This is a genomic window from Nocardiopsis terrae (assembly GCF_014651695.1).
In the GTDB taxonomy this organism is placed as follows: Bacteria; Actinomycetota; Actinomycetes; order Streptosporangiales; family Streptosporangiaceae; genus Nocardiopsis; species Nocardiopsis terrae.
In genome coordinates this window covers 38214-54379 of record NZ_BMXJ01000009.1, presented here as the reverse complement: position 1 = coordinate 54379, position 16166 = coordinate 38214, and the positions used below count along the sequence as shown (strand labels likewise).

At 71.4% G+C, this 16166-nt stretch carries 17 protein-coding genes; 7 read left to right on the top strand and 10 right to left on the bottom strand.

The features are described from left to right. Window positions 1-32: 32 nt before the first annotated feature. The 3 genes from IE195_RS23540 to IE195_RS23530 form a co-directional block, all read right to left on the bottom strand. Window positions 33-338, bottom strand: coding sequence for a helix-turn-helix domain-containing protein (locus IE195_RS23540; RefSeq protein WP_191275369.1), 306 nt, complete (start codon window positions 336-338; stop codon window positions 33-35). After that, window positions 335-685: a type II toxin-antitoxin system RelE/ParE family toxin gene (locus IE195_RS23535; RefSeq protein WP_191275367.1), complete on the bottom strand. Its 351-nt coding sequence runs from the start codon at window positions 683-685 to the stop codon at window positions 335-337. The genes IE195_RS23540 and IE195_RS23535 overlap by 4 nt, the downstream gene beginning before the upstream one ends. Window positions 686-857: 172 nt before the next feature. Beyond that, window positions 858-1856 (bottom strand): hypothetical protein, encoded by a 999-nt coding sequence (locus IE195_RS23530; RefSeq protein WP_191275365.1) that lies wholly within the window; start codon window positions 1854-1856, stop codon window positions 858-860. Window positions 1857-2063: 207 nt separating this feature from the next. Between IE195_RS23530 and IE195_RS23525 the strand changes: the two genes are divergently transcribed. Then, a complete protein-coding gene (locus IE195_RS23525; protein WP_191275363.1) occupies window positions 2064-2480 on the top strand; it encodes a PaaI family thioesterase in 417 nt (138 codons plus the stop codon). A 48-nt stretch (window positions 2481-2528) separates the two neighbouring features. Here the strand turns inward: IE195_RS23525 and IE195_RS23520 are convergent, their stop codons facing one another. From IE195_RS23520 to IE195_RS23490, 7 genes are all read right to left on the bottom strand, one after another. Further along, on the bottom strand, window positions 2529-3494 hold the full coding sequence (locus IE195_RS23520; RefSeq protein ID WP_191275361.1) for a nucleoside hydrolase: 966 nt from the start codon (window positions 3492-3494) through the stop codon (window positions 2529-2531). Then, complete coding sequence (pstB, locus tag IE195_RS23515) at window positions 3494-4273, bottom strand: phosphate ABC transporter ATP-binding protein PstB (RefSeq protein WP_191275359.1); 780 nt, start codon at window positions 4271-4273, stop codon at window positions 3494-3496. Before pstB ends, IE195_RS23520 begins: the two co-directional genes overlap by 1 nt. Before the next feature lie 19 nt (window positions 4274-4292). Beyond that, window positions 4293-5372 carry a phosphate ABC transporter permease PstA gene (gene pstA, locus IE195_RS23510; RefSeq protein WP_191275357.1) on the bottom strand — a complete coding sequence of 360 codons (1080 nt, stop codon included), beginning with the start codon at window positions 5370-5372 and terminating at the stop codon, window positions 4293-4295. Then, window positions 5369-6334, bottom strand: coding sequence for a phosphate ABC transporter permease subunit PstC (pstC, locus tag IE195_RS23505; RefSeq protein WP_191275355.1), 966 nt, complete (start codon window positions 6332-6334; stop codon window positions 5369-5371). The genes pstA and pstC overlap by 4 nt, the downstream gene beginning before the upstream one ends. 304 nt (window positions 6335-6638) lie before the next feature. Continuing rightward, complete coding sequence (gene mshD / locus IE195_RS23500) at window positions 6639-7616, bottom strand: mycothiol synthase (RefSeq protein ID WP_191275352.1); 978 nt, start codon at window positions 7614-7616, stop codon at window positions 6639-6641. 141 nt (window positions 7617-7757) lie between these two features. Further along, window positions 7758-8906, bottom strand: a complete 1149-nt coding sequence (locus IE195_RS23495; RefSeq protein WP_191275350.1) for a hypothetical protein — start codon at window positions 8904-8906, stop codon at window positions 7758-7760. A gap of 285 nt (window positions 8907-9191) precedes the next feature. After that, the gene (locus IE195_RS23490; RefSeq protein ID WP_191275348.1) at window positions 9192-9968 is read right to left on the bottom strand and encodes a winged helix-turn-helix transcriptional regulator; all 777 of its coding nucleotides are present in this window, start codon (window positions 9966-9968) and stop codon (window positions 9192-9194) included. Between the two features lie 108 nt (window positions 9969-10076). Here IE195_RS23490 and IE195_RS23485 point away from each other — a divergent pair, with 108 nt between their 5' ends. From IE195_RS23485 to IE195_RS23460, 6 genes are all read left to right on the top strand, one after another. Continuing rightward, on the top strand, window positions 10077-10334 hold the full coding sequence (locus IE195_RS23485) for a MoaD/ThiS family protein (RefSeq protein ID WP_191275346.1): 258 nt from the start codon (window positions 10077-10079) through the stop codon (window positions 10332-10334). Between the two features lie 34 nt (window positions 10335-10368). After that, the gene (locus IE195_RS23480; RefSeq protein WP_191275344.1) at window positions 10369-10635 is read left to right on the top strand and encodes a glutaredoxin family protein; all 267 of its coding nucleotides are present in this window, start codon (window positions 10369-10371) and stop codon (window positions 10633-10635) included. Window positions 10636-11016: 381 nt separating this feature from the next. Further along, window positions 11017-11709, top strand: coding sequence for a redox-sensing transcriptional repressor Rex (locus IE195_RS23475; protein WP_191275342.1), 693 nt, complete (start codon window positions 11017-11019; stop codon window positions 11707-11709). A gap of 144 nt (window positions 11710-11853) precedes the next feature. Continuing rightward, window positions 11854-13377, top strand: a complete 1524-nt coding sequence (locus IE195_RS23470) for a glutamyl-tRNA reductase (RefSeq protein WP_191275340.1) — start codon at window positions 11854-11856, stop codon at window positions 13375-13377. Beyond that, entirely contained in the window at window positions 13374-14330 is a 957-nt protein-coding gene (gene hemC / locus IE195_RS23465; protein ID WP_191275338.1) for a hydroxymethylbilane synthase, read from the top strand. Before IE195_RS23470 ends, hemC begins: the two co-directional genes overlap by 4 nt. Window positions 14331-14463: 133 nt before the next feature. Then, window positions 14464-16155: a bifunctional uroporphyrinogen-III C-methyltransferase/uroporphyrinogen-III synthase gene (locus IE195_RS23460; protein WP_191275337.1), complete on the top strand. Its 1692-nt coding sequence runs from the start codon at window positions 14464-14466 to the stop codon at window positions 16153-16155. Window positions 16156-16166 lie beyond the last annotated feature (11 nt).

Below are 16166 nucleotides of genomic sequence, written 5' to 3'. Positions count from 1 at the left end.
GTCGACGGCCCCGCCACGGTGGGCGGGTGTGTTCAGGCTGCGTTCGGAGACTCCAGGCGCACGTTCAGTACCAGCCCCAGAGCTTCGGCGAGTCGTTCCAGGGTGGTCAGGGTTGGTTGTGTGCCACCGTGCTCGAACCTGGCGATGCTGGACTGCGGCATCCCGCATCGGCGCCCCAGCTCGGCCTGGGACCAGCCGAGTTCCTCCCTGCGCAGCCTGACCGCCTCACCGAGCTCGAACCGCAGCCGGGTCATCTCGTAGGCTTCCTGAACCTCGGGGCGTCCGAAGCGCTCGGAGGCTCTGAGGTCGTCAAGGGTCACCCGGTCGGGGATGCTCACGCTTCCTCCTCGTCGGTGGTGTGGCCAGCTTCCACACACGTGTCCATCGCGCGTTTCGCCCGCCGTACCTCGGCGGATTCACGGCGGCGGGTCTTGTGGAACACGGTCAGCATGATGATGCGACGCACTCCGGTGATGAAGTAGGTGATGCGGACCTGGCGTCCGCCGCAGTAGAACCGGAGTTCCCGAAGCTTGCCGTCGAGTTGGCTCGTGTACGGGAAACCGAGGTTCACCCCCCGGGACTCCAGAAGGTCCAGATGGAAAAGCGCCTGTGCCCATTCCTCTTCGGTGAGTCCTGCCAACCATTCGCTGACTTCCGTCTCCAGTTCGATCTTACCCCAGGCCATAGCATTGATGCTATAAGCGAGAGGTGTGCTCACGGAGGTGTTCCAGGAATCGGTCAGGATGCTTCGGTGAGCGGCCCCGGTCAGGTCGGCTGCTTCACGCCGAGCAGTGTTCCGGGAGGGCGGGGCCGCCGGTGTCGACGGCCCCGCCCGGGGCACCCCGTGACGGGTGGGTTCAGGCCACGTCGCCGGAGAAGTGCAGCGGGGCGTAGAGCCGGTTTCCGTCCTCGTCGAAGAACTCCAGGGTCCAGGACAGGTAGGTGTCCTCCTCGTCGGCCCAGCAGTCCGCCTCCCAGCTGCCGCTCCGGCCCGGTTCCAGGTTCTGCGGCGGGTTGACGGTCTCGCCCAGGACCGGGGCGGAGGACTCCTCCAGCGGATCGCCCACCGCGCACGTGCTGGTGATCGAGCCGGTGTGGACCGCCTGGTCCGTGCCGTTGGTGATCTCCACCGTCCAGGCGAAGTAGTCGTCGCCCTCCTCGGCCGCCCCCTCCGTGGCCTCCTCGGAAGGCTCCTGCGTCGGCTCCTCCGCGGGGTCTTCCGTGGCCTCGCCCGAAGGCTCCTCGGTGGCCTCCCCGGTGGGGTCCTCCGTGGTCTCCTCGGTGGCCTCGTCCTCCGCCGGGGACCCGGGTGCCCCGGTGGTCCCGTCGGTGGGCTCCCCCGTGGTGTCCTCGGTGGCCTCCGCCCCCTCCTCACCCTCCTCGGGGTCCTTCCCGGTGGGGGCTGCGGGTTCCTCGGGAGTCTCCTCGGAGGTTCCCTCCTCCTCCGGTCCGGTGTCCTCGTCGGAGGCGCCGGGAGAGGTGCCGCCGGGGCCTTCCCCGTCCTCCCCGGTGGTGCCGTACTCCTCCACGGACCCGGTCCGGCGCTCCACGGGACCCATCGAGACGGTGAAGCCGTCCTCGAACTCGTGGCTCTCCCCGAGACCGAGCGAGACCGGTTCGTCGGGGAGGTACGGGGGCTCCTCCTCCCCGCCCCGGGGCGGCGGGGTCCGGGTGGGCCCCTGGCCGCCGGGGTCACGTTCCTCGGGGCTCCGCGTGGTCTCTTCGGGGGCCTGCGTGGTCTCGGTGTCGTTCTCCGTGTTCTGTTCCTGGTCGCCCGTGGTGGTCGCGGTCTCGGGCCCGCAACCGACGAGGGCGACCAGGAGAACGGCGGCCGGTACCGACGTGAAGCTACGCACCACCATCATCCTCCCTCGCTCAAGGGGGACCCTAGGTGACATAAGCCCATAAAAAGGGGCAATTTGCCAGAGTCGAACGAAACGCATCCCGGACAGTGACCCCGCCGAGCAACGGCCCGGGCGCGCACGGTATCCGGACGGGCCCGCACCGGGAGGCGGCCGGGCCGGGTCCTAGGGTGGCGGTACCGCGCACAGGAAGGACACCCCGTGGCCGAGGAGATCACCCCGGAGTTCGCCGCGCTCGTCCTGGACGCCCAGCCCTTCAGCAGGCTGGTCCGGGTCAGGATCGCCGTGTTCGAGCCCGGCCGCGCCGTACTGGAGGTCGGCGTCCGTGACGACCTCCTCCAACAGAACGGGTTCCTGCACGGCGGGGTGCTCTCCTACGCGGCGGACAACGCGCTCACCTTCGCGGGCGGTACCGTGCTGGGCGCCTCGGTGCTCACCAGCGGGTTCTCCATCGAGTACCTGCGCCCCGGCCGGGGGCGGCTGCTCAGCGCCCGCGCCCACGTCCTGGAGTCCACGCGTCGGCGGGCCGTGTGCCGCTGCGACCTGGTGATGGTCGACGGCGAGGGAGCGGAGAAGCTCGTGGCGGCGGCCCAGGGCACCATCGCTCTGGTCGAATGAGCGCGAACCGCCCCGGAACGCCCCGGGGAACGCCCCCGGCCGCCCGGATCACAGACCGGTGACCGCCCGGGGCGGCTCGGTGTCGCGGGACAGCAGCTCCAGGACGTACCCGAAGAAGGCCTCCGCGTCGATCTCCTCGACCACCCGGGCGTTGGGCTCCAGCCCGTGGACGCCCCAGGACATCGCCGAGTAGCCGCGGGTCAGCTCCCCGGCGGTCTCCACGTCCACGTGGTAGCGCGAAGCCGCGCGAACGAGCTCGGGACGAAGCAGCACCGCGGCGGTCAGGGAGTCGGGGTGGGTGGTGCCGTCGATGCCGACGCTGCGGTCGAACTCCAGGGTCGGGCCGCAGATCCTCGTGAAGAACCGGGCCAGCGGGGTGCCCAGGGCGGCGATCTCGTCCAGCCGCTCCTGCCCGAACACGGCCTGCTTCAGGGTGAGCGGGTCCCAGGGCACCACGGTGACGTCGAACCCGGCGGCGAACACCGCCTTGGCGGCCTCCGGGTCGACGTAGAAGTTGAACTCGGCGGCGGCCGTGATGTTGCCCCGCCCGTTGTTGGACCCGCCCATGACGTACAGCGACTTCACGTTCCGGGCGAAGCCGGGATCCCTGACCACGGCCGCGGCGATGTTGGTGAGCGGGCCGATCGCCACGACCGACAGTTCGCCGGGGTTCTCCGCGGCCATCCGCACCAGGGCGTCCACGGCGTGCTCGCCGCTCGGCTCCAGCCCGTCCTGGTCCATCCGGAGCCCGCCGGACCCGTCCCCGTGCACGTTCTCCGCGCTCACCCACTCCCGTACGAGGGGGCGGCGGCAGCCCAGGTGGACGGGCACCCCGGTGCGTCCGCCGGCGACGTTGAGCGTCATGAAGGCGTTGCGCACCTGCTGGTCGAAGCCCACGTTCCCGGCGACCATGGTGATCGCCCGCAGGTCCGCGGCGGGGTCCAGCAGCCCCACCAGCAGGGCGACGCAGTCGTCCTGGGCGGTGTCGGTGTCGATCACCAGGGGCGTGCCCATCACCCGAACCGGCCGGTGATGTAGTTCTCGGTGTCCTTCTGCTCCGGGCGGGTGAAGATCTGGTTGGTCTCGCCCATCTCGATCAGCCTGCCGGGCTTGCCGGGGGCCGACAGGTTGAAGAAGGCGGTCCGGTCGGAGACGCGGGCTGCCTGCTGCATGTTGTGCGTGACGATCACGATCGTGTAGTCCTCCTTCAGGTTGTGAATGAGGTCCTCGATCGCCAGCGTCGAGATGGGGTCCAGGGCGGAGCAGGGCTCGTCCATCAGCAGCACGGACGGCCTGACCGCCGTGGCGCGGGCGATGCACAGGCGCTGCTGCTGGCCGCCGGACAGGCCCGCACCCGGCTTGTTCAGGCGGTCCTTGACCTCACCCCAGAGGTTGGCGCCGCGCAGCGACTCCTCCACCAAGTCGTCGGCCTCGGACTTGCTCATCCGCTTGTTGTTGAGCCTGGCCCCGGCGATCACGTTGTCGTAGATCGACATCGTGGGGAACGGGTTGGCCTTCTGGAAGACCATGCCGATCTCGCTCCGGACCATCACCGGGTCGACCCCACGGCCGTAGATGTCGAGGTCGTCGAGGAGGACCTTGCCCTCGGCGCGGGCACCGGGGGTGACCTCGTGCATCCGGTTGAGGGTGCGCAGAAAGGTGGACTTGCCGCAGCCGGAGGACCCGATGAACGCCGTCACCGACCGGGGCTCGATGGTCATGGACACGTCCTCCACGGCGAGGAAGTCGCCGTAGTAGACGTGGAGTCCGGAGACGTCGATTCGTTTCGCCACAGGATGTACCTCGAGTGCTCTAGCGGGACTTGGGTGCGAACAGGCGGCCGATCAGGCGTGCCAGGAAGAACAGCAGCATGACCGTCAGGACCAGCGTCAGCGCCGCCGCCCAGGCCCTCTCGTAGTTGACGGCCCCACCCATGCGGAACTGCGAGTAGATGAACACCGGGAGGTTCATCATCTGGCCGTCGAACAGGTTCCAGTTGATGGCGACCGCCGAGGATCCCGCGGTGAGGACCAGAGGTGCCGTCTCTCCGATAACACGCGCGATGGCGAGCATGATTCCGGTGGTCAGACCGGCGGCCGAGGTGGGCAGCACCACCTTGGTGATCGTGCGCCACTTGGGCACGCCCAGGGCGTAGGAGGCCTCGCGCAGGTCGCGGGGGACCAGGCGCAGCATCTCCTCGCTGGAGCGGACCACCACGGGGATCATCAGCACGGCCAGGGAGACGGCGCCCGCGGCACCGTTGGTCCTGCCCGGGCCGAAGAGCATCATCCACAGCGCCACCACGAACAGACCCGCGACGATGGAGGGGATGCCCGTCATGACGTCCACGAAGAAGGTGATGACCTTCTTCAGGCGGCCCTGGGCGTACTCGACCAGGTAGACGGCGGTCAGCACGCCGATCGGCACCGAGATGAGCGTGGCCATGCCGGTGATCGCCAGGGTGCCGACGATCGCGTGGTAGACGCCGCCCGCGTCCATGCTCGGCAGGACACCGTTCATCGACACGGTGAGGAAGTACCAGTCGAAGCGGTCCAGGCCGTAGCTGACGACCGTGTACAGCAGGGACACCAGCGGGACCATCGCCAGCAGGAACGCCGAGTAGACCAGCGAGGTGACCAGGCGGTCCTTGGCCTTGCGGCCGCCCTCCACCCTGGCCGAGGCGGTCACGGCGATGACCACGTAGGAGACGCCGGTCAGCAGGGCCCACAGGATCAGGCCGAAGGAGGCGAACGCGGCCAGCACGCCCGCGACCACCGTGGCGCAGACGACCAGCAGGACGGCGGGGAAACGGCTCGGCAGGGCGCCGGCGCGCAGTTCGCTCTTGCCCGGCCCCGTCTCGGGCCCGGGGGGTTGCGTGGTCGTCATGCTCATGCGGACTCCTTGTTGCCCCGGGCCACGACGTAGCGGGCGCCCATGTTGACGGCCAGGGTGATCGCGAACAGGACCAGACCGGCGGCGATCAGCGCGGACACGCCGTAGCCGGTGGCCTCCGGGTACTGGAGCGCGATGTGCGCGGCGATGGTCTGGTTGCCGCTCTGGAGCAGGTTGAAGGAGATCGCCAGGGACGGGGAGAGGATCATGGCGACCGCCATGGTCTCGCCCAGGGCGCGGCCCATGCCGAGCATGGCGCCGCCGACGATGCCGGACTTGCCGAAGGGCAGGACGGCGAGGCGGATCATCTCCCAGCGGGTGGCGCCCATGGCGAGCGCGGCCTCGCGGTGGCCCTGCGGGACCTGGTGGAACACGTCCCGCGACATCGCGGTGATGATCGGCAGGATCATGACGGCCAGGACGATGCCCGCGGTGAGCAGGGTCCTGGCGGAGGTGGAGGCGGGCCCGGCGAAGAGCGGGATCCAGCCCAGGTACTCGGTCATGCCGTCGTAGACCGGCACCAGTTCCGGGGCGAGCACCATCATGCCCCAGAGGCCGTAGACGACGCTGGGGATCGCGGCGAGCAGGTCCACCAGGTAGCCGAGCGTCGTGGCCAGCTTGCGGGGTGCGTAGTAGACGATGAACAGCGCGATGCCGATCGCCACCGGGGTGGCGAGCAGGAGCGCGATCGCGGCGGCCGTGACCGTGCCGAACGCCAGCGCGGCCACACCGAACGACGGGTTCTCCCGGACGTTGGCTTCCCATGACTGGTTGGTCAGGAAGTTCGAGGTGTTGGCCGCCAGCGAGGGCCAGGCCTGGATCAGCAGGAAGGCGGCCACACCCGCGAGGATCAGCAGGATCATAATGCCCGAGCCTCGGGCGAGCCCGGCGAAAACGACATCGCCGATCCGGCGCTTGCCCGTGGGCGGCGGTGCCGCCTGGGGCGCGTCCGTGGTCGTCATGGGTTCTCCGGTTCGGAAAGGTTGCGGGTCCGGTCGCTCGGTCCGTGTCCCACCGGGACGGCCGTGCGTCGCACGGGGGGCGACCGCCGTGTCGCGGTCGACGCGAGGACGACAGCCGAACCGCGCCGAATGCGAAGGTAGGCGTAGGAGGTGACCAGTTGTCCCAGGAAAGGTGAACGGCAGGTGAACGCGGTGTCGCACTCCCGTGGCGCAAAGGAGTTCGGTCGGTGAATGTGACGAGACGCACCCCGAAAACGGTCCGGACGCAGGCCGAATCCGCTTCGGACGGGTGGCTGCCGGTCGGTCAGTCCCGGTCGCCGGACGGCGCGAACATCACGTCCGTGTCCCACATGGAGAAGCCGAGGGACTCGTACAGGCGCACCGCCGCCTCGTTGTCCCCGTCCACGTACAGGTGCACCCAGGGCAGCCCGGCGTCACGCAGGTGGGCCAGCCCGGCCAGGGTCAGGGCACGGCCCAGGCCGGTGCCCTGCCAGGCGGGATCCACACCGACCACGTAGACCTCACCCACGGTCTCGCTGTCGCTGAGCCCCGCTCCGTCCGCGTGCGTCTTGGTCCAGTGGTAGGCGGCGATCGAACCGCTGTTGGTGACCGCGACGAAGAAGCCCCGCGGGTCGAACCAGTCCTCGACCTCCCGCTGGAGCAGGTCGTCCAGGGTCAGGGAGCCCTGCTCGGGATGGTCGGCGAAGGCGCGCGCGTTCGCCTCCAGCCACGCCTGCTCGTCCTGGCCCACCACGAAGGGGCGGATCCGCACCTTCTCGGCCACCTCCGGCCGCAGGGCGGGCTCGGGGATCCCGGGCGCGGTCCACGGGCCGCCGGGCACCTCGGGTCCCAGGTCGCGCAGGGGCATCCGCATCTTGTGGAGTTCGCGGGCGGGGACCCACCCTTCGGCCTCCGCCACCGAGACCGCTCCGGGCGTCCGCCCGTGCGCCCACACCCGGACCCCGTCCGGTCCGGCGTCGGCGCGGACCGAACGCAGCAGCGCGGAGCCGTGCCCCCGGCCCCGGTGGGCGGGGTCGACCACGACCTCGCCGGAGTCGGGTTCGCTCTCGACCCGTTCGACGAACGCGAAGCCCACGGTCAGGCCGTCCTCGGAGAGCACGTGGAAGCGGCTGCTGCCGGCGGGGGCTCCGTGCCGGATCCTGAGCAGGGTGTGCTCGGACAGGGGCGGGACCCCGTCGGCGGCGCGCGCCGCCTCAGCCAGGGCGAGGACGGGTTCGGCCAGTTCGGGCGCGAGGTTGTCGGTGACTAGCGGGGTACTCATGAGCCAGAATCCTAGATCCTGTTGGCCGAACTCCTGGCCCCGACGCCCGCTTCCGGGCGGTTTCCGGAGCGGGTGCGCGGAACCCGGCGCGGTTCCGGGTCCCGGAACGGCTCCCGGGACCCGGTTCGGTACGGGTGCTGGTCAGCCCTTGCGGCGCCTGCCCTGGTAGCCGCCGCCGAGCCGGACCCTGCGGGTGGGGGCGAGCGGGGTGGCCAGCAGCAGGGCGAGCAGGAACGCGGCGAGCAGGACCGCCGGTGTGACCGAGGGGCCGAGGTCCGCGTGGTCCGCGGCGATCTCGGTCTCGGTGTCCTCGTCCTCCCCGGAAGTGGGGGTGACCAGCGGGAGCTCGGCGAGGTCCTCGGCCGGACCCGGGGCGAGGTCGGGGAGCTCGGCCTCGTCGCTCGGGAGCGTGGGGATGCTCGCGCTGCTGGTGGGCACGCTGCTGACGTTCGAGCGCGGCGGCCGGCCGGAGTTGTTCGAGGGGGTCCGGTCGTTGCCGGAGTTCCCGGCACCGGAGTTCCTGTTGCCGGAACCCCCGTCGCCGGAGCTGCCGTTCGAGTCCTTGTCGGTGGTGCCGGCGGTCGGCGACGGTTTCGGTGAGGGCGTCCCCGACTCCGACTCCGTGGGGGAGGTCGGAGACGGTGTGGGGCTGGGGCTGGGGGTCTTGGTCGGCAGGTCGGTCGGTGACGGGCTGGGGGTCCTGGTCGGTTTCTCGGTGGGGCTGGGGCTGGGGCTGGGGGTCTTGGTCGGCAGGTCGGTCGGTGACGGGCTGGGCGTCTTGGTCGGTTTCTCGGTGGGGGGTGGAGTCGGCGTGGGGGAGGGGGAAGGAGTGGGGTCGGTGACCTGGACCGACCAGGTGGCGGCGGCGTACTCGTCCGCCTCGGCGCCGACGCACCCGGTCTCGGCGTCGGCGAACGCGTAGGCCAGGGTCGCTACCACGTCGACCGTCTGGCGGGCCGGCCCGTCCACCGTGCCGAGCGGGAGGCTGGCGCCCGGGGCGACCTCGGCTCCGGCCGGGAAGCCCTTGTTGTGGAAGTCGGAGGCCGGGACGTCCAGGCCGATGAGGCACAGGGCCAGTTCGCCGCTGTTGTTGGTCACCGTGAGGGGGTTGGGCGCGAGCTCGGTGCCCGCACCTACCTCCTCGGCGGGGCGGTCGAAGGCGAGGGAGGCCGCGACCGGGTCGGCGTGCGCGGGCGCCATCACGGCGATCAGTGTGGAGCCGACGAAGGCGGCACCGATGACTCTGAGCAGGCGGGGTCTGTATGGGGCGGGGGTGGCGGGGGACGGCATCGGTGCGATCTCACTCCTCCGGTGACGCGCCATTGCGGCTCGGACCGCACCCGGACGCAGGGCTCCGCCGCGCCTGCCATGCCCCGTCCGTCGGGTGCGTCAACGATCTTAGAGCGTGTGAACGCGGAGTACGAGTGCGAGCGCGCTGGGTTTTGGAATCGATCGCCCACCGAGGACGAATCGGACTCTTCAGGAGGTAATGACTCAGCGAAGGACTCCGGGGCGCCCTCGCGCGAACGCGGGCGCCCCGGGGTGTTCGTGACCGGCGGTGCCGGGCTCGGGCCGTTACTTGGTCCCGGCCTCCGCGGAACGGGCCGCGGGCAGTTGCTCGGCCGATTCGGCCGGAGCGTTCGCCGCCGGTGCCGCCTTGGCCACGGGGTCCGGTACGAAGCGGTAACCCACGTTGCGGACGGTTCCGATGAGCGACTCGTACTCCGAGCCCAGTTTGGCGCGCAGCCGTCGGACGTGGACGTCGATCGTCCGGGTGCCGCCGAAGTAGTCGTAGCCCCAGACCTCCTGGAGCAGTTGCGCCCGGGTGAACACCCGGCCGGGGTGCTGCGCCAGGAACTTGAGCAGTTCGAACTCCTTGAAGGTGAGGTCGAGGATGCGTCCGCGCAGGCGGGCGATGTAGGTGGCCTCGTCGATCACGAGGTCACCGCGGCGGATCTCGTCCGGGTCGTCGGCTCCGGCGTCGGCCGAGCCGACGGCGAGGCGGAGGCGGGCCTCGACCTCGGCGGGTCCGGCGGTGGCCAGGACGAAGTCGTCGACCTGCCAGTCCGGGGTCAGCGCCGCGACGCCGCCCTCGGTGAGGACGACCAGCAGCGGACAGTCCAGTCCGGTGGTGTCGAGCAGGCGGCAGAAGTTGCGGGCCGCCGCCAGGTCGGTCCGGGCATCGACCAGAATGGCGTCAACCGGGGTGCCCGAGTTTCCGCCGGCTCCGGAGGCCAGCAGGGCTCCGGCCTCCGCGGGCGCCACCCGCACCGAGTGCAGGAGGAGTCCGAGGGCGGGAAGAACGTGGTCGGACGGTTCGTTCGAGTTCGTCAGTAGCAGCAGATGGCTCATGCGTCTCTTCTCGTCGGCCCGCGTGTAACGGGCGATCGAAGGCGCCATTGCCCCCGGTGAAGATTGTTTAATACGTCGCCTCCGAGCAACTCCAAGGATAATCAACAGATGGCGAAGTGCACTATCCGGTACTGGGCTTCCGCTAAGGAGGCCGCTGGAACAGCTGAGGAGACCGTCGATGCGCACACCCTCGCGGCGGCTCTCGAAGCGGCGTGTCACCTGCACCCCGACGACCGTTTCCGGCGCGTACTGGGGGCTTCCTCCCTCCTGGTGGACGAGCGGCCGGTCGGGCGGAGGGCTCACGGTGAGGTCGCGGTCGCGGACGGGACTGTGATCGAGGTCCTACCGCCCTTCGCGGGCGGGTGAGAGGCCGGAAAGCGTGACGGAATCGGAGCGAAACATGGCGGAAATCCCTGCGTGGTCGGAGAAGGCGCGCGTGGTCATGCTCGGCAGGGCCGGGTGCCACCTGTGCGAGGAGGCGTGGTCGGTCATCGAGCGGGTGACGGACGACCTCGGGGCGGACCGGGCGGAACAGGATCTGGGGTCGGTGCCGGAGGCGGACCGGGAGGAGTACTGGGACAAGATCCCGGTGACCTTCGTCGACGGGCGCCGTCACGACTTCTGGCGGGTGTCGGAGGGGCGCCTGCGTGCGGCGCTGTCCCCCTGAGCCGGTGCGGGGCCCTGCGGGCCCGTGCGGCCCTGCGGGTCCGCCTGGTCCCGAAGGCCGGTGCGGGCCGGGGCCGGGCGTGCGGCGGTGCCCGTGCCGGCGGCGGCGCGTCCGTGAAAGGCGCCGGTTCCCTTTTCGTTCGTTCGGAATACGGAAGGTGTGATCTCTCGTTTCGGCCGGGTCTTCCGATGCCCCATTTGTGTGAACCCGCTCATCGGGTGTCACATGGAACCCCACTTTGTGCATGCTTTCACAAGCACGTAATCTGGGGTTCCCAGAATCAGCAGGGCGGGGAAGCCCGTGCGGCGGCGGTGTTCGGCACAGGAACCGCGCGTGCTCCCGTACCCGCCCGAACCGACCGCCGCCCAGGAGCGCCCGCCTGTGACCAGTCGTCCACCTCGGCCCCGGGAGAGGGGAATCCCGGAGGCCACCGTCGCCCGACTTCCGGTCTACCTCCGAGCCCTCCAGGCCCTCCAGGGCCGTGGTACCGCCACCGTCTCCTCCGAGGGGTTGGCCGGCGCCGCCGGAGTGAACTCGGCGAAGCTCCGCAAGGACCTGTCCCATCTGGGGTCCTACGGGACCCGGGGGGTCGGCTACGAGGTCGAGTACCTCATCTACCAGATATCACGTGAGCTTGGTCTCACCCAGGACTGGTCCGTGGCCATCGTCGGCATCGGGAACCTGGGGCGCGCACTGGCCAACTACGGGGGCTTCGGCACCCGGGGCTTCCGGATCGCGGCCCTGCTCGACGCCGACCCGGACGTGGTCGGCCTGACCGTGGCGTCGCTGGACGTGAGGCATATTGACAGCCTGGAGGAGGTTGTGCGTTCCAAGGGCGTGTCCATCGGTGTGATCGCCACACCGGCCGGCTCGGCCCAGGGTGTCGCCAGCCGCTTCGTGGAGGCCGGGGTGACCAGCATCCTCAACTTCGCCCCCGTCGTGCTGAATGTGCCCGACGGGGTCGATGTGCGTAAGGTCGACCTGTCCATCGAACTCCAGATCCTCGCCTTCCACGCACAGCGCAGGGCCGACGGCGACGGCCAGGCGGAACGGATGGGACTGGAAGTGACATGAGGCGGGCGGGGCCCGGACCAACGGTCCCGGGGCCCGTGAAGCGGTGGCGAAGAGCGAGCGTACGCCGCGTTTCGGGGGGCTGACGGCGGGGGACCCCGGCCGTACCCGAACATGGAGAGACATAGTGCCTGCATAGGAGTGCGGATGAGTGTCCTGGCCCTGGGGTTGAGCCATCGGAGTTCGCCGGTGGCGCTGCTCGAACGCGTCGCCCTGAACGGGCAGACGCGTGCCAACGCGGTCGGGGAGATGGTGGGTTCCGACGCGGTCAACGAGGTCATGGTGGTCTCCACCTGCAACCGCACCGAGGTCTACGCCGACGTCGTCGGTTACCACGCCGGGGTGGCCGCCATCACCGAACTCCTCTCCTGGCACACCGGAGTGACCCTCGGCGAGCTCTCCGAGCACCTCTACGTGCACTACGAGGACAGCGCGGTCCAGCACCTGTTCTCCGTCACCTGCGGCCTCGACTCCATGGTCGTGGGCGAGGGCCAGATCCTCGGCCAGGTGCGCGACTCCCTCAAGGAGGGCCAGGAGACGGGCTCGGTCGGACGGGTCCTCAACGACCTCGGCCAGCGCGCCCTGCGCGTGGGCAAGCGCGCCCACACCGAGACCCACCTCGACCACGCCGGGGCCGACATGGTCAGCTTCGGCCTCACCGTCGCCGCACGCGGCCTCTCGGTCACCCCGAACCCGGGCATCCCCGCGGCCGACGTCACCCCGCCCGCGGGCTGCCCCATGTCCGGACAGGGCGCCCCGGCGGACCAGGACCCGGCGGAGCGGCCCGCCGCGGAGCGGCCGCTCACCCTCAGCGCCGACCTGCCCGCCGGTCCGCTCACCGGCACCCGCGTGCTGGTCCTGGGGGCCGGTTCGATGAGCGCGCTGTCCGCCAACACCGTCGCCCGCCAGGGCGCCGGGACGGTCATCGTCGCCAACCGCACCCACGAGCGCGCGGCACGCCTCGCGGAGTGCCTCAACGAGGCGTACGACACCGTGCACGCGAGCACCGTCCCCTTCGCCGAGGCGGCCGACGCGCTCGACGAGGTCGACCTCGTCATCTCCTGCACCGGCGCCCAGGGGCTCGTGCTCACCGCCGACGCCGTGGCCGCCGCGACCGAGGGCCGCGCCCGCCCCCTCGTCTTCCTGGACCTGGCCCTGCCCCGCGACATCGACCCCGCCGTACGTGACCGGCCCGGGATCCGCCTCGTCGACATCGAGGACCTCCGCCAGGCCGCCGCGACCGGCGCCGGCACCGAGGGCGGGCGCTCCAACGCCCTCCTCCTCGTACGCGGGATCGTCGACGAGGAGGTCAACGAGTTCCGGTCGGTCCGCCGCGCCAACGAGGTCGCCCCCACCGTCGTCGCCCTGCGGGCCCAGGCCCGCGACGTCGTCGAGTCCGAGCTCTCCCGCCTCCACGGCCGTCTGCCCGACGACCTCGACGAGCGCACCCGTGAGGAGATCGGCCGGGCCATGCGCCGTGTCGCCGACAAGCTTCTGCACAGACCGACCGTTCGCGTGAAGGAACTGGCCGCGGCCCCCGACGGGGAGTCCTACGAGGCCGCCCTGCGCGAACTGTTCGACCTCGAACCGCAGTCCCCGGAGTCCCCGCAGACCGTGGCCGACCAGGGGCGGCCCGTCGCCGCCGCGCGGCCCGCACAGGAGAAGGCATGACCGCCACACCCGCCAGGCTCGGCACCCGCCGCAGCACCATGGCCACCACCCAGTCCCAGGGGGTCGCCGACACGATCACCGAGCGGACCGGGCAGGCGATCGAACTGGAGCTCATCACGAGCTTCGGCGACGTCACCAAGGCCCACCTGACCCAGCTCGGCGGCACCGGTGTGTTCGTCAACGCCCTGCGTGACGAGCTGGTCGCGGGGACCATCGACTTCGCGGTGCACTCGCTCAAGGACCTGCCCACCACCCCCGCCGAGGGCCTGGTCCTCGCGGCCATCCCCGAGCGGGACGACCCCCGCGACGCCCTGTGCGCCCGGGACGGCCTCAAGTTCGCCGACCTGCCCGCCGGGGCCAGGATCGGCACGGGCTCCCCGCGCCGCGTCGCCCAGTTGGCCGCGCTCCGCCCCGACCTGGTCTACCTGCCCATCCGCGGCAACGCCGAGACCCGCCTGGGCAAGGTCTCCTCCGGCGAACTCGACGCCGTGGTCCTGGCCTACGCCGGTCTGGGCCGCGTGGGCCGCCGCGACGACGTCACCGACGTGTTCGAGCCCGAGCAGATGCTGCCCGCGCCCGGCCAGGGCGCGCTGGCCGTGGAGTGCCGGACCGAGCGGGCCGACGCCGACCTCGCCTACCTGTCCGCCGTCGACCACGCGCCCACCCGCGCCGAGGTCGTCGCCGAACGCGCCGTGCTCGCCGAGCTCGAAGCGGGATGCGCCGCACCGGTCGGCGCCTACGCCGAGTACACCGAGGGCCGCCTGCGTCTGCGGGCCGCCGTGGTCGCCACCAACGGCGCCACCGCCGTGCGCCGGGAGCGCACCATCGACCTCGACTCGCCCGGGGACCTCGACACCGCCGTCGCCCTGGGACGGGACCTGGCCCGACAGATGATCGCCGAGGGCGCCGACCGCATCGTCGCCGAGGCCTTCGCGGAGAGGGACACACCCTAGACAGCCGGAGAACGGCCCGGGCAGCACCTCAGCCGCACGGGGGAACACCAGAGCGGGTCGCCCCCGCCGCACCGTCACCGCCCCGGAGTCCGCGTCCCGGGGCACAGGCGACCCACACACGAGGAGCGAGTACGTGAACGCCAACGCCAGCCCCCAGCCGGAGGAACCGCGTCGCCGCGCGCGCGGGTCCGGTCACGTCGCCCTGGTCGGTTCCGGTCCGGGCGGGGCCGACCTGCTGACCCTGCGCGGCGCCGAGCTGCTGCGCCGCGCCGACGTGGTCATCACCCTGCGCGAGCCCGCCGCCGAGGAACTCGCCGGCTTCCGCCAGGAACTGCTCTCCCACTGCTCACCGGACGTCACCGTGGTGGAGGCCGCCGAGTGCGGCGGGGACATCAACACCCTCGCCGTCACCCGCGCCCGAGACGGGCAGCGTGTCGTGCGCCTCTACTCGGGGGACCCCTTCTTCGGCTGCCGCGGCGCCGAACTGGTCGCCGCCTGCAAGGAGGCCGGGGTGGAGGTCGAGGTCGCCCCGGGCGTCTCCTCGATCACCTCCGTCCCGACCTTCGGGGGAATCTCCCTGCTCACCGACGGCCAGGCCGAGGTGCGCGTCCTGCACGCCCGCCCCCACGGAGACGCGGAGGTCGACTGGCAGGAGGCCGCCGCCAGCGACGCACCCCTGGTCATCCTGGGCGCGGACGCCCCCGCGGGGGAGGCCCCCGAGCACCAGGGGCCCGGGCTCGACGTGGTGTGCAAGACCCTCGTCGCGGGCGGGCGCCCCGCCACCACCCCCGTGGCGGTGGTACGGGCCGGAGGCACCACCAGGCAGACCACCGTCACCTCGACGCTGGCCCGCCTGGTCGCCGAACTCAAGTCCACCGACGCGAAGAACCACCACGTCACTGCGCCCGCGACGATGATCGTCGGCGCCCCGGTGGCCCGCCAGCCCGAACTCTCCTGGTACGAGACCCGGCCGCTGTTCGGCTGGCGCGTCCTGGTGCCCCGCACCAAGGAGCAGGCCGCGGCCCTCTCCGACCAACTGCGGGGTTACGGGGCGGTGCCCGAGGAGGTGCCCACCATCTCGGTGGAACCGCCGCGCACCCCGCAGCAGATGGAGCGCGCCGTCCGCGGCCTGGTGACCGGCCGCTACCAGTGGGTCGCCTTCACCTCCGTGAACGCCGTCCGCGCCATCCGCGAGCGCCTGGAGTCCTACGGTCTGGACGCCCGGGCCTTCGCCGGGGTCAAGGTCGCCGTGGTCGGCGAGGCCACCGCGCGGGCCGTGCGGGACTTCGGCATCCAGCCCGACCTGGAGCCCCCGGAGGAGGTCCAGTCCAGTAAGGGGCTGGTGGAGGTCTGGCCGCCCTACGACGCCGAGATCGACCCCATCGAGCGGGTCCTGCTGCCGCGCGCCGACATCGCCACCGAGACCCTTGCCGCCGGGCTCACCGACCTGGGTTGGGAGATCGACGACGTCACGGCCTACCGCACCGTGCGCGCCGCGCCCCCGCCCCAGCCGGTCCGCGAGGCGATCAAGGGCGGCGGCTTCGACGCCGTGCTCTTCACGTCCTCGTCCACGGTGCGCAACCTGGTGGGGATCGCGGGCAAGCCGCACAACACCACCGCCATCGCCGTGATCGGCCCGGAGACCGAGAAGACCGCGATCGAGTTCGGCCTGCGCGTCGACGTCGTGGCACCGAAAGCCTCGGTTTCCGCCCTCGCCGAGGCGCTTTCGGAGTACGGTGCGGCCAAGCGCAGGGAGGCGATCGAGGCGGGCAAGCCCGTCCTCAAACCCAGCCAGAAGCGCCGCGGCCGCCGCCGCAAGCTCTGACCCGACCACCC

Coding starts and splice junctions, on each gene's coding strand:
- IE195_RS23535 (WP_191275367.1), bottom strand. CDS start 685: ATGGCCTGGGGTAAGATCGAACTGGAGACGGAAGTCAGCGAATGGTTG.
- IE195_RS23520 (WP_191275361.1), bottom strand. CDS start 3,494: ATGGGCACGCCCCTGGTGATCGACACCGACACCGCCCAGGACGACTGC.
- pstA (WP_191275357.1), bottom strand. CDS start 5,372: ATGAGCATGACGACCACGCAACCCCCCGGGCCCGAGACGGGGCCGGGC.
- pstC (WP_191275355.1), bottom strand. CDS start 6,334: ATGACGACCACGGACGCGCCCCAGGCGGCACCGCCGCCCACGGGCAAG.
- mshD (WP_191275352.1), bottom strand. CDS start 7,616: ATGAGTACCCCGCTAGTCACCGACAACCTCGCGCCCGAACTGGCCGAA.
- IE195_RS23495 (WP_191275350.1), bottom strand. CDS start 8,906: ATGCCGTCCCCCGCCACCCCCGCCCCATACAGACCCCGCCTGCTCAGA.
- IE195_RS23490 (WP_191275348.1), bottom strand. CDS start 9,968: ATGAGCCATCTGCTGCTACTGACGAACTCGAACGAACCGTCCGACCAC.
- IE195_RS23485 (WP_191275346.1), top strand. CDS start 10,077: ATGGCGAAGTGCACTATCCGGTACTGGGCTTCCGCTAAGGAGGCCGCT.
- IE195_RS23480 (WP_191275344.1), top strand. CDS start 10,369: ATGGCGGAAATCCCTGCGTGGTCGGAGAAGGCGCGCGTGGTCATGCTC.
- IE195_RS23470 (WP_191275340.1), top strand. CDS start 11,854: ATGAGTGTCCTGGCCCTGGGGTTGAGCCATCGGAGTTCGCCGGTGGCG.
- hemC (WP_191275338.1), top strand. CDS start 13,374: ATGACCGCCACACCCGCCAGGCTCGGCACCCGCCGCAGCACCATGGCC.